The organism is Streptomyces sp. SA15 (assembly GCF_002291145.1).
Classification (GTDB): Bacteria; Actinomycetota; Actinomycetes; order Streptomycetales; family Streptomycetaceae; genus Streptomyces.
Window position 1 is genome coordinate 54,064 of record NZ_NTGE01000160.1, and the last position, 12,289, is coordinate 66,352.

The 12,289-nt window shown below is 68.2% G+C and carries 9 protein-coding genes; 7 read left to right on the forward strand and 2 right to left on the reverse strand.

The features are described from left to right. Positions 1-198 precede the first annotated feature (198 nt). The 5 genes from CLM62_RS35530 to CLM62_RS35555 all read left to right on the forward strand — a co-directional run bounded on the left by CLM62_RS35530 (position 199) and on the right by CLM62_RS35555 (position 8,364). Entirely contained in the window at positions 199-1,452 is a 1,254-nt protein-coding gene (locus tag CLM62_RS35530) for an Ig-like domain-containing protein (protein WP_095754019.1), read from the forward strand. Positions 1,453-1,595: 143 nt separating this feature from the next. Beyond that, positions 1,596-3,038 (forward strand): ABC transporter permease, encoded by a 1,443-nt coding sequence (locus tag CLM62_RS35535; RefSeq protein WP_095754004.1) that lies wholly within the window; start codon positions 1,596-1,598, stop codon positions 3,036-3,038. A 54-nt stretch (positions 3,039-3,092) separates the two neighbouring features. Then, positions 3,093-3,776, forward strand: coding sequence for an ABC transporter ATP-binding protein (locus tag CLM62_RS35540; protein ID WP_095754005.1), 684 nt, complete (start codon positions 3,093-3,095; stop codon positions 3,774-3,776). 273 nt (positions 3,777-4,049) lie between these two features. Continuing rightward, positions 4,050-7,289, forward strand: a complete 3,240-nt coding sequence (locus CLM62_RS35550; RefSeq protein ID WP_373559218.1) for a S8 family serine peptidase — start codon at positions 4,050-4,052, stop codon at positions 7,287-7,289. 304 nt (positions 7,290-7,593) lie between these two features. Further along, complete coding sequence (locus CLM62_RS35555) at positions 7,594-8,364, forward strand: group II truncated hemoglobin (protein WP_095754007.1); 771 nt, start codon at positions 7,594-7,596, stop codon at positions 8,362-8,364. Between the two features lie 43 nt (positions 8,365-8,407). Here CLM62_RS35555 and CLM62_RS35560 read toward each other — a convergent pair whose 3' ends face one another. Then, positions 8,408-9,325 (reverse strand): DMT family transporter, encoded by a 918-nt coding sequence (locus CLM62_RS35560; RefSeq protein ID WP_373559217.1) that lies wholly within the window; start codon positions 9,323-9,325, stop codon positions 8,408-8,410. A 182-nt stretch (positions 9,326-9,507) separates the two neighbouring features. On the opposite strand from CLM62_RS35560, the gene CLM62_RS35565 reads away from it, so the two are divergent. Further along, positions 9,508-9,960, forward strand: coding sequence for an Lrp/AsnC family transcriptional regulator (locus CLM62_RS35565; protein WP_095754009.1), 453 nt, complete (start codon positions 9,508-9,510; stop codon positions 9,958-9,960). 28 nt (positions 9,961-9,988) lie between these two features. Here CLM62_RS35565 and CLM62_RS35570 read toward each other — a convergent pair whose 3' ends face one another. Beyond that, positions 9,989-10,906: a helix-turn-helix transcriptional regulator gene (locus CLM62_RS35570; protein ID WP_095754010.1), complete on the reverse strand. Its 918-nt coding sequence runs from the start codon at positions 10,904-10,906 to the stop codon at positions 9,989-9,991. Positions 10,907-11,090: 184 nt separating this feature from the next. Between CLM62_RS35570 and CLM62_RS35575 the strand changes: the two genes are divergently transcribed. Next, entirely contained in the window at positions 11,091-12,131 is a 1,041-nt protein-coding gene (locus tag CLM62_RS35575) for an NAD(P)-dependent alcohol dehydrogenase (RefSeq protein ID WP_095754011.1), read from the forward strand. Positions 12,132-12,289 lie beyond the last annotated feature (158 nt).

A 12,289-nucleotide genomic window follows, 5' to 3' on the forward strand; every position in this document is an offset into this window, starting at 1 on the left:
CGTCTCAAGGGGCGCACGACCGACACCGGCACCATCCACCACGCGAACGTGGTGTGCCCCACACCTTCGAGGAATGTGGAACGGGATGAACCGGTCGTAGCGTTGAAGTCTTGTTAACGGGGACTCTCGGTTTTACGGGGCTCTCGGTTTTACGGGGCTCTCGGGGTTGGGGATTCGGCAACGATGGAGAAGCGTGTGATGACGGTCGGTAAGCGGCGCAAGGGCCTGACGGTCGCGTCCGCACTGCTCGGCGGTGTGCTCGTGCTCACGGCGTGTTCCGGCGGCGGCGACGACGCCTCCGCGAGCGACGGGGGCAACGACAGCTCACAGTCCAAGGTCGACGAGGCGGCCGCCAAGAAGACCTCCGAGGCCCAGATCAAGATCACGCCCAAGGACGGCTCGGACAACGCCTCCATCAACAACTCCGCCGCCGTCACCGTCAGCAAGGGCACCCTCACGGACGTGACGATGACCACGGTCGACGGCACCGAGGTCAGCGGCGAGATATCCGCGGACAAGCTCAGCTGGAAGCCCAGCGCCCAACTGGAGCGGTCCACCACCTACAAGGTGACGGCGGAGGCGAAGGACGCCGACGGCCGCGTCGCCCACGAGAACGCCTCGTTCACCACGGTCTCCCCGTCCAACAGCTTCATCGGCACCTTCACGCCGGACGACGGCACCACCGTCGGCGTCGGCATGCCCGTGTCGATCAACTTCGACAAGGCGATCACCAACAAGGCGGACGTCCAGAAGGGCATCACCGTCTCCACCACCAGCGGCCAGGAAGTCGTCTGCCACTGGTTCAACGCCAACCGCATGGACTGCCGGCCCGACAAGTACTGGCAGGAGAACTCCACCGTCACGCTGAAGCTGGCGCTCGACGGTGTCGAGGGCGCGGACGGGGTCTACGGCGTCCAGCAGAAGACGGTCACCTTCAAGATCGGCCGCAACCAGGTGACGTACGTCGACGCGAAGACCAAGCAGATGAAGGTCACGCAGGACGGTAAGACGGTCAGGACCATCCCGATCTCCGCCGGCGCGCCCGACAACAAGACGTACGAAGGCCAGATGGTGATCTCCGAGAAGTTCAAGGAGACCCGGATGAACGGCGCGACGGTCGGCTTCACCGACGACGACGGCAAGGGCGAGTACGACATCAAGGACGTGCCCCACGCCATGCGTCTGTCCACCTCCGGCACCTTCGTCCACGGCAACTACTGGGGCGCCAAGTCCATCTTCGGCAGCGTGAACACCAGCCACGGCTGCGTGGGCCTGTCGGACACCAAGGGCGCGAACGACCCGAACACGCCGGGTGCGTGGTTCTACAACAACTCGATCGTCGGTGACGTGGTCGTCGTCCAGAACACCGGCGACAAGACGATCGCGCCGGACAACGGCCTCAACGGCTGGAACATGAGCTGGGATCAGTGGAAGGCGGGGTCCGCCGCCTGACGTCGCTGACGTCCCGCACTTCGGATCGACCCGATGCCGCCCTCAGGGGCGGCATCGGTGTTTCCGGGGTCGCCCACAGCCTTCTCATCCATCTCTTATGTCAGCTTTATCCCTTCATCACGCGCCGTACCTAGCTTTCGGCCATGTTCTTCACCTACTTGAGGCGCGAGCTGCGCCGCCGCAGAAAGGCGGCCCTCGTCGTCGCCTCCGGGCTCGCGCTGGGCATCGCGCTGGTCATCGTGGTCAACTCCGTGTCGTCCGGCATGGGCAAGGCCCAGGACAAGGTCCTCCAGTCGCTGTACGGCCTGGGCACGGACATGACGGTCACCAAGGCGGCCGAGCCCACCGCCGACGGCTCCGAGCCCCCGCGGTTCCAGTTCGACGCGCAGGACGACGGCTCCGGCGAGGAGCAGAGCAGCGATCGCGTCCTGGTGCGGGGCTTCCAGACCCTGTCGACCTCGACCGTCAGCAAGGTCGGCGCGCAGAGCGGGGTCTCGGACGCGGTGGGCGGGCTGAGCCTTCAGGTCGTCAAGGTCAGCGGGGAGTTCACCCCGGGGCAGTTCCAGCAGAACGGGGAGGGTGGGCAGCAGCCGGGCGGTCCTGGCGGAGACGGTAGCGGCCAGCCGCAGGGTGAAGTCCAGGGCGGTGGCGCGAACTTCGATGTCAACAGCTACTCCGTGTACGGCACGGACGTCACCGAGCCGGCTCTCGGGCCGCTGACCTCCTCGAAGATCACCAGCGGCCGTACGTTCACGTCGTCCGAGGCCGATGCCGAGGTTGCCGTCGTCGACTCGGCGTACGCCAAGGAGAAGAATCTGAAGGTCGGCAGCACGGTCACCATCAAGGACACCAAGTTCGAGGTGATCGGCATCGCGACCGCGGACAGTGGTGACGCGGCCGCCAACCTCTACGTCCCGCTGAAGCCGGCGCAGACGCTCAGCGACTCCAAGGACAAGGTCACCACGATCTATGTCCAGGCGACCGACTCCCAGAAGATCGACAGCGTGAAGTCCGAGATCCAGAAGAACATCTCGGGTACGACGGTGACGACCTCCGCGGATCTCGCGGACACGGTGTCCGGGTCCCTGTCCACGGCGTCCTCTCTCGCGACCAGTGTGGGCAAGTGGCTGTCGATCGTGGTGCTGGTGGCGGCGTTTGTGGTGGCCGGGTTGCTGACGTCCTCGGCGGTGTCTCGGCGGGTGCGGGAGTTCGGGACGTTGAAGGCGCTGGGGTGGAAGTCGGGGCGGGTTACTCGGCAGGTGGTCGGTGAGGCCGTCGTCAACGGGCTCGTGGGTGGTGCGCTGGGGATCGCTCTGGGGTTGGCGGGGGCGTATGTCGTTACGGCTGTCAGTCCTACGTTGCAGGCGGAGCTCGGGGGCGGTGCGGGTCCCGGTGGGGGTGGCTTCGGTGGGGGGCGGCAGGTTGCGCCCAGGACGCTCGATGTCGCGCTCACCGCGCCGGTCAGCCTGGCCACGATCGGCCTGGCGGTTGGCCTTGCCGTGGCCGGGGGGCTGATCGCGGGTGCCTTTGGTGGGTGGCGGGCTTCTCGGTTGCGGCCTGCGGATGCGCTGCGGCGCGTCGAGTAGCTGCCCGCAGCTTGTGGCAACCCATCACCCTCACATCTCTCAGGAGTCGCACCCATGTACGAACTCAAAGACGTCACCAAGCGCTACACCCGAGGCAAGGAGACCGTCGACGCCCTCGTCGGTGTCGATCTGACCATCGCCGACGGCGACCGGCTCGTGATCCAGGGCCCCACCGGTGGTGGGAAGTCCACGTTGCTTCAGATGCTCGGTGGGCTGGACCGGCCGACGGCCGGGGAAGTCGTGCTGGATGGCACCGACATGGCCAGGCTGTCCGAGGCCCGGCTCACCAAGGTGCGCAGTGAGAACATCGGCTTCGTCTTCCAGAGCTTCAATCTCATCCCGACGCTCACCGCCCAGGAGAACGTCGAGACCGCCCTCGTACCGCTCGGTGTGAAGCCGAAGGAGCGGCGCGAGCGGGCCGCCGAGGCGCTCGAGTCGGTCGGGCTCGGTGAGCGGCTCGGGCATCTGCCCGGTGAGATGTCCGGCGGGCAGCAGCAGCGCGTCGCCATCGCCCGCGCGCTGGTCAAGCAGCCGAAGGTGCTGCTGGCCGACGAACCCACCGGAAACCTCGACGAGTCGATGCGCGACGAGATCATGGACGTACTCGAACGCATGTGGAAGGAGCTCGGGCTGACGTTCATCATGGTCACCCACGACTCCTCGATCGCGAAGAAGGCGCCTCGGCTGGCGACGATCCGCAAGGGAAGGATCACCGTGAAGGAGAACGCCGCGTCATAGGGGCGAAATCCGGAACTGGCTGGGGATATTCGCTTCCCCGACGATCGTGTAACAGACACTTCCTGTCAGCCCCCTGTCTATTGAGGTGCTTGAACGCCCCCCGGCATACTGCGAGTTCCGGGGGGCGTGCGCACGAGCGTGCGAGTCTGCCCCCGGCCGGGTGAACGGGGAATTCGCCCGGTTCTTCTGCAAGGGGGAAACTTGCGCAGACAAGTGAAAAGAGCATGCGCGGCCACGGTCGCCACCGCGGCCGCCGTGGCCCTGGCGGCGGGCATGACCAGCCCGGCGTCGGCGGAGGGAGAGCGGCAGACCACCGGTGCCGCGAAGACCTCGCTCAAGGCGAAGCACCGCATCACCCTGATCACGGGTGACCGCGTCACCGTCGACTCCAAGGGCCAGGTAGTGGGCCTGGAGCGGGCGAAGGGGCGCCAGCACATACCCGTTCAGATCCGCAAGGTCGACGGCCACACCCTCGTGATCCCGGCCGACGCGGCCCGTCTGGTCAGCACCGGCAAGCTGGACCAGCGGCTCTTCGACGTCACCGAACTCAGCAAGTCCGCGACCCGCAAGTCCCAGGCCAAGGGCCTGAAGGTCATCGTCGGCTACAAGGGAGCCGCCGCCGGCGCCAAGGCCGACGTCCGTGACGCGGGCAAGCTCCGCCAGAGCCTCGAGTCCCTGAACGCCGACGCCGTCCAGACTCCGCACGAGGACGCGCCCGAGCTGTGGGACGCCGTCACCAACGGCGCCAGGACCGCCTCCGGCATCGCGCACGTCTGGCTCGACGGCGTCCGCAAGGCCAGCCTCGACAAGTCCGTGCCGCAGATCGGCGCCCCCAAGGCGTGGGCGGCCGGCTACGACGGCAAGGGCGTCAAGATCGCCGTACTGGACACCGGCGTCGACGCGACCCACCCGGACCTCAAGGACCAGGTGATCGCGGCCAAGAACTTCACTCCGGCCGCCGACGCCACCGACAAGCAGGGCCACGGCACGCACGTCGCGTCCATCGCGGCGGGCACCGGAGCCAAGTCCGGCGGCAAGTACAAGGGCGTGGCGCCCGGCGCCGACGTCCTGAGCGGCAAGGTCCTCGACGACAACGGCTTCGGCGACGACTCCGGCATCCTCGCCGGCATGGAGTGGGCGGCCGAGCAGGGCGCCCAGGTCGTCAACCTCAGCCTCGGCGGCACGGACACCCCCGAGGTGGACCCCCTGGAGGCGGCCGTCAACAAGCTGTCCGCCGAGAAGGGCATCCTCTTCGCGATCGCGGCGGGCAACTCCGGCCCGGAGTCGGTCGGTTCACCGGGCAGCGCGGACGCCGCGCTCACCGTCGGCGCCGTCGACGACAAGGACAAGCTCGCCGACTTCTCCTCGACCGGCCCGCGCCTCGGCGACGGCGCCATCAAGCCCGACGTCACCGCGCCGGGCGTGGACACCACGGCCGCGGCCGCCAAGGGCAGCGCCATCGCGCAGGAGGTCGGCGAGAACCCCGCCGGCTACCTGACCATCTCGGGTACGTCGATGGCGACCCCGCACGTCGCGGGCGCCGCCGCGATCCTCAAGCAGCAGCACCCGGACTGGACGTACGCCGAGCTCAAGGGCGCGCTGACCGGTTCGACCAAGGGCGGCAAGTACAACCCGTTCCAGCAGGGTTCGGGCCGTATCCAGGTCGACAAGGCCATCAAGCAGACCGTGATCGCCGACCCGGTGTCGGTCAGCTTCGGCACGCAGCAGTGGCCGCACACCGACGACAAGCCGGTCACCAAGCAGCTGACGTACCGCAACCTCGGCACGAAGCCCGTCACGCTGAAGCTGACGTCGACCGCCACCAACCCCAAGGGCCAGGCCGCTCCGGCCGGCTTCTTCAAGCTCAGCGCCACCACGGTCACCGTCCCGGCGAACGGCCGGGCCTCCGTGGACATGACCGTCAACACCAAGCTGGGCGGCACGCTCGACGGCGCGTACTCCGCGTACGTGACGGCGACGGGCGGCGGCCAGAGCGTCCGTACGGCCGCGGCCGTGCAGCGCGAGCTGGAGTCGTACGACGTCACCGTCAAGCACATCGGCCGGGACGGGCAGCCGACGGACGTCCACAGCACCGTCCTGTTCGGCTACACGGGCCTGGCCAAGGGCCGGTTCTACGAGGTCCCGGCGGCCGCCTCCGGCACCACGACCATGCGCCTGCCCAAGGGCACCTACCTGCTGGACGCCTGGATCGCGAAGGACTTCCAGAACTTCGAGGGCGGCCTCGACTGGGTGGTCCAGCCGAAGCTGACCGTCACCAAGAACACCTCCGTGACGATCGACGCCCGCAAGACCAAGGCGGCCGACATCAGGGTCCCGGACGCGCAGGCCAAGCCGACGTCCGCAGTGGGCAGCTACTTCTACGAGCCCGCGCTCGTCGGCGTCGCCTTCGGCATCGACTCCTTCGCCAACCTGCGCATGGCCCACCAGGGCGCGGAGGCGACCGGCCTGACGCAGACCTGGAGCGGCCAGTGGACCAAGGGCGCGGCCGCCGAGTACGACGTGGCCACCACCGCCAAGGTCAAGAAGATCCAGGGTGACAAGGTCCGCCACTTCAAGGCGAGCGAACTGAGCACGGTGAAGAACAACCTCGGTGCCCCCGCCTCCGGCAAGACCGGCGCGCTGGTCGCCGTGGGTGTCTTCCCGGACGACGTGGCCTTCGGTAACCCGGTGGAGCAGAAGCTGCCGGGTGCCCGCACGCTGTACCTCTCGACGTCCGACAAGATCCAGTGGACCTTCGACTTCGAGCAGTACGGCGGCAAGGACGCGGACGGCTTCCCGATCGCCGACGCCTTCTACACGCTGGGGAACCCGCAGACCTTCAAGGCGGGCCAGAAGTACACGAAGACCTTCAACACCGCGGTCTTCGGCCCGCACCTGAACGCGGAGTTCGGGCTCTTCCGCGAGGACAACGGCATCTACGGCTACCTGCCGCTGTTCGCGGACTCGGCGGGCCACGCCGGTTCGTCCGACTTCACGTCGGTCGCCACCACGCTGTACCGCAACGGCACGAAGGTCGGCACGCACGACGACCCGCTGTTCGGCGAGAAGCTGTTCAAGGTCCCGTCCGGCGACGCCGAGTACAAGCTGACCACCTCGGTCAAGCGCAGCGTCAAGGTCGCGGCCGCCTCCACCCGGATCGACGCGAGCTGGACCTTCCGCTCGAAGAAGCCGGCGAACGGCGACGCGAAGCTGCCCGCATCCACGGTCCGCTTCAACGCCAAGACCGGCCTGGACAGCCGCGTCGAGGCCGGCAAGACGGTGTCGATCCCGGTCACCGTCGAGGGCGCGGCGAAGGGCTCCAACCTGAAGTCGCTGGCGACCTACGTGTCGTACGACTACGGCCAGACCTGGAAGAAGATCGAGGTCAAGAACGGCAAGATCACCGTGAAGAACCCGGCGAAGGGGAAGGCCATCTCCTTCCACGCCAAGATCGCCGACAAGAAGGGCAACAAGTCGACGATCTCGATCTACAACGCGTACTACGGGAAGTAACCTCCCGCACGCGAGCGGCCTGTCCAGGACCCCGTGTCCTGGGCAGGCCGTTGCTCTTGGGGGGTCGGGGCCGCGTGGCGGCCGCGGGGAGCCGGGCCGCCACCGGCGGGGGCCGCACGCCGCGGGGGCGAGACCGCCTGAACAGTGATTGGCAGATCTGTTCCACCCCCGCGAAGGAAAACCCCAGGTCACGTGGCCGTGCCGGTGGAACAGATCTGCCAATCACTGAGCATCAGGACAGATTGGCGGTGCCGACCGTACCGGAGGAAGGGCGTCCCGTCGGCGTTCGTGATTGCGTGGGGGCATGACGACTCAGACGGTCGAGTACATCCGGTACCGCATCCCCGAAGAGCAGTCGGCGGAGTTTCTGTCCGCCTACACCCGCGCCGCGGCCCAGCTGGCGGCGGCACCGCAGTGCGTCGACTATGAACTGGCCCGCTGCGAGGAGGACTTCGAGCACTTCGTCCTGCGTATCACCTGGACCTCCACCGAGGACCACCTCGAAGGTTTCCGCAAGTCCGAGCTGTTCACGGACTTCCTGGCCGAGATCCGCCCGTACGTCGCCAGCATCCAGGAGATGCGCCACTACAAGCCGACGACCGTGCGCGGAACCGGCTCCGCCGTCCCCACGCTGTACGAGTGGGCGGGCGGCGCGGAGGCCTTCGCCCGCCTCACGTCGGTCTTCTACGACAAGGTCCTCGAGGACGACCTCCTGGCGCCGGTGTTCGCGGGACTGGTCCCCGAGCACGCCCAGCACGTGGCCGTGTGGATGGCCGAGGTGTTCGGCGGCCCGCCCGCCTACTCCGAGACGCAGGGCGGCCACGGGCACATGGTCGCCAAGCACATGGGCCGGGGCATCACCGAGCCCCAGCGCCGCCGCTGGGTGAATCTGATCCAGGACGCGGCGGACGAGGCGGGCCTGCCGACGGACGCCGAGTTCCGTTCGGCCTTCCTCGCCTACGTGGAGTGGGGCACGCGGCTGGCCGTCCACTTCTCCGGCCCGGACGCGAAGCCGCCGGCGGAGCAGCCGGTGCCGAAGTGGACGTGGGGTGCGGCGCCGCCGTATCAGGGCTGATGTGGGCTGCGGGGCTCCGTCGATCACTCAACGGGTCGATCACTCAACGGGCGGTTGGTACACCAGCGGCTTCGGGCTCGTCCGGCACGAGCCCCGCGTCCGGCTTCGCCGCGGCTCCCCGCTCCCGCTCGATCATGCCCAGCGCCACCCCCGCGATGATGATGACGCCGCCCGTCGCCTGGGCCGGCCGGATCGACTCCCCGTTGATCACGACGGCGCCGACGACGCCGAAGACCGGGACCAGGTTGAGGATGTTCACCGCGACGCTCGACGCCATCCTGCGCAGGCCGTAGTTGTAGAGCAGGAAGCCGCCGACCGAGCACGCCACGGCCAGGTAGACCAGCAGCGAGGAGGCGGTCGCGCCCGGCATCCGCCAGTCGTCGGCCTCCAGCAGGGAGGCGAGGAGGAACCCGGCCGCACCCGCCAGAGTCTGGTGGTACGTGACGCTCACGGCGTTCTGACCGGCACTCGCGCGCTTGCCGAGCACGTTGTAACCGGCCCAGGCCAGCCCGCCGAGCAGCAGAAGGATGTCTCCCGTCCACCGTGAACTTCCGCCGACCTGGGCTCCGTTGCGTACGACGAGGAAGGCGCCGACGGTGGCCAGCAGCACGCCCGTGACACGCGGCAGCGGCATCCGGGTGCGGAAGACGACCAGTTCCAGCAGCATCGTCATCAGCGGGTACGTGGCCACGATCAGGGACGCGTCGGAGGCCGTGGACAGGTCGACGCCGACGTTCTCCAGGACGAAGTAGACGGTGATGCCGAGGAATCCGCTCAGGTAGAGCTGCCGCCGCTGCCGTGGGTCCGGCCGGGCCGGGCGATGCCGGTTCAGCCGGACCAGCACGCCCAGGAGTAACGCCGCCAGGGTGAACCTGATGGCGCCGATGGTCAGCGGGCCGACGTCATCCAGCACCTGCTTGGTCACCGCGTACGAACTGCTCCAGAACAGCGCGGCTGCCATGACCGCACACACTGCCCACACCGTTGGCCCTCGCTCACGCATCTGAAGTCGCCCCTCTCCATTACCACTGAACACGCCGCGTCCGAACGAACGTCAGCCAGCTGGGGGGGAGGCTAGCAAGATCATCGAAGATCACGCGTAGAATCCGAATTACCTTCGGAATCCGGTGAGATGAGGTAAGCGTGGACGAACTAGATTCGGCGTTGGTGCGGATGCTCCAGGAGGACGGTCGGCGCACCAACCGGGACATGGCCCAGGCGCTCGGTATCGCCCCGTCCACCTGTCTGGAACGGATCCGGTCGCTGCGCCAGAGCGGCGTCCTGACGGGATTTCACGCGGAGGCCGACCTCGCGGCGATCGGCCGCGGGCTGCAGGCCGTGATCGCCGTACGGGTCCGCCCGCCGACGCGTGCGGTGATCGAGGCCTTCCAGGCCTTCCTGGAGCGGATGCCCGAGGTGATCTCGATCTTCGTCCTCACCGGAAACGACGACTTCCTGGTGCATGTCGCGGTCCGTGACACCGACCATCTGCACGCGGTGGTCCTGGACAAGCTGACGAAGCGCCCGGAACTCGCCGACGTACGGACGTCGGTGGTCTACGGGCACATGCGCAAGAAGGTCATCGGTCCGGCGTGACGCCGGTGCGGACCGCTCAGGGCGCCGATCAAGCCGACGGCGTCGAGGTCCCGGTCCCCGCCCTCGTCGCGTCCGCGCCCCAGCTCGCCAGCAGGCGCAACGCCTCCGCCGACGGCGATCCCGGTTCGGCGTGGTACGTGATCAGGGACTGCTCGCTGTCGTCGGGCAGGCGGAACGACTCGAAGTTCAAGGTCATCTCCCCGACCAGGGGATGCCGGATGCGCTTGACGCCGTAGCCCTTCTCCTTGACGTCATGCGTGGCCCACAGCTGCCGGAACTCCTCGCTCTTGACGGAGAGTTCGCCGACCAGCGCGGACAGGCGCGGGTCGTCGGGGTGGCAGCCGGCGTCCATGCGCAGATAGCTGACCATGTCGGACGCCTTCTGGTCCCACTCCACGAACAGCTCGCGGTACTCCGGCTTCAGGAACACCAGCCGCGCCCAGTTCCGCTCCTGCGGCGGCAGCTCCGACCAGTCGCCGAACACCGCCGCGGCCATCCGGTTCCAGGCGAGGATGTCCGAGCGCCGGCCCGAGACGTACGCCGGGAAGCCGTCCATCACGTCCAGCAGCTGCAGCAGCGCACCCCGCACCTGCTGGGTCCGCACCGTCTGCTTCTTCTTGTGCTGCTTCGGCTTCGCGAGATGCATGAGGTGGGCATGCTCGGCACCGGTCAGCCGGAGCGCGCGGGCGATGGCGTCGAGGACCTCCGCCGACACGTTCCGCCCGTTGCCCTGCTCCAGACGCGTGTAGTACGCCACGGACACCCCGGCCAGCTGCGCCAGCTCCTCCCGGCGCAGCCCCGGCACCCGACGGTGCCGGCCGAAGTCCGGCAGCCCCACGTCCTCCGGCTTCAGCCGGGCCCGCCGGGTGCGCAGGAACTCGCTGAGCTCGGCACGCCGGTCCAGGCCGCCGGCGGGCTCCGGCACGGTTTCGGGCTGCTCGTCCATGCGTCCAGTATTCACGGTCGTACGAACGTTGTACGAACAGCATCCTGACCCCGCCAGTGGTACGCACAGCGGACGTACGCAGAACGGTGGGCTGGGTGTATGCCGGATCGTGCTGCACGCTGATCAGGCGTGCCCGGTCGGAAGGCAGCCGGGCGCGGAACCTCTTTGCTAGGAGAACCCCGGCATGACCACTGTCGCCGCATACGCCGCACCCGCCCCCAAGGCTCCCCTGGAGCGCACCACCATCGAGCGTCGTGCGGTCCGCGAGTTCGATGTGCTGATCGACATCAAGTTCGCCGGCATCTGCCACTCCGACATCCACCAGGCCCGGGAGGGCTGGGGCGAGGCGATCTTCCCGATGGTCCCGGGGCACGAGATCGCGGGCATAGTCTCCGAGGTCGGCCCGGGTGTCACCAAGTTCAAGGTCGGCGACCGCGTGGGCGTCGGCTGCCTGGTCGACTCCTGCCGTGAGTGCGACAACTGCAAGGCGGGCCTGGAGCAGCACTGCACCGGCGGCTCGGTCGGCACGTACAACGCCATCGGCAAGGACGGCGAGCCCACTTACGGTGGCTACTCCACGCACGTCGTCGTCGACGAGAACTTCACCGTCCGCATCCCTGACGGCCTGTCCCTGGACGTCGCCGCGCCGCTGCTGTGCGCGGGCATCACCACGTACTCGCCGCTCAAGCAGTGGGGCGCGGGGCCCGGCAAGAAGGTCGCCGTAGTCGGCCTGGGCGGTCTCGGTCACATGGGCGTCAAGATCGCGCACGCGCTCGGCGCCGAGGTCACGGTCCTCTCGCAGTCCCTTCGCAAGAAGGACGACGGCCTGAAGCTGGGCGCCGACCACTACTACGCGACCAGCGATCCGAAGACGTTCGAGGAGCTGGCCGGCTCCTTCGACCTCATCGTCTCCACGGTGTCGGCCCCGCTGGACTTCGGCGCCTACCTCAGCCTGCTGAAGACGGGCGGCGCCCTGGTCAACGTGGGCGCCCCGGAGGAGCCCATCGCCCTGAACCTGTTCTCCCTCATCGGCGGCAACAAGACCCTCGCCGGTTCGATGATCGGCGGCATCGCCGAGACGCAGGAGATGCTGGACTTCTGCGCGGAGCACGGCATCGGCTCGGAGATCGAGCTGATCGGCGCGTCCGAGATCAACGAGGCGTACGAGCGGGTGATCAGCAGCGATGTGCGGTACCGGTTCGTGATCGACACGGCGACGATCTGACCTTCGGCATGGCGAGGGCCCCGGCGGACCATCGACACTGTTGGCGAATCCGGCCCGTCGAGTTCTACTCGGCGGGCCGGAGGGCTGCCAGGTGGGATGTGCGCGTGCGGGCTCGCGGGACCTCGGTCCACCACGCGTTTAGGCGGTGGAAGTTCATC

What these genes read in the sequence shown, in the direction of transcription:
- CLM62_RS35555 (WP_095754007.1), top strand. Translation starts at nt 7,594, where the DNA reads ATGACGACTCAGACGGTCGAGTACATCCGGTACCGCATCCCCGAAGAG.
- CLM62_RS35540 (WP_095754005.1), top strand. Translation starts at nt 3,093, where the DNA reads ATGTACGAACTCAAAGACGTCACCAAGCGCTACACCCGAGGCAAGGAG.
- CLM62_RS35550 (WP_373559218.1), top strand. Translation starts at nt 4,050, where the DNA reads ATGACCAGCCCGGCGTCGGCGGAGGGAGAGCGGCAGACCACCGGTGCC.
- CLM62_RS35570 (WP_095754010.1), bottom strand. Translation starts at nt 10,906, where the DNA reads ATGGACGAGCAGCCCGAAACCGTGCCGGAGCCCGCCGGCGGCCTGGAC.
- CLM62_RS35560 (WP_373559217.1), bottom strand. Translation starts at nt 9,325, where the DNA reads ATGGCAGCCGCGCTGTTCTGGAGCAGTTCGTACGCGGTGACCAAGCAG.
- CLM62_RS35535 (WP_095754004.1), top strand. Translation starts at nt 1,596, where the DNA reads ATGTTCTTCACCTACTTGAGGCGCGAGCTGCGCCGCCGCAGAAAGGCG.
- CLM62_RS35575 (WP_095754011.1), top strand. Translation starts at nt 11,091, where the DNA reads ATGACCACTGTCGCCGCATACGCCGCACCCGCCCCCAAGGCTCCCCTG.
- CLM62_RS35530 (WP_095754019.1), top strand. Translation starts at nt 199, where the DNA reads ATGACGGTCGGTAAGCGGCGCAAGGGCCTGACGGTCGCGTCCGCACTG.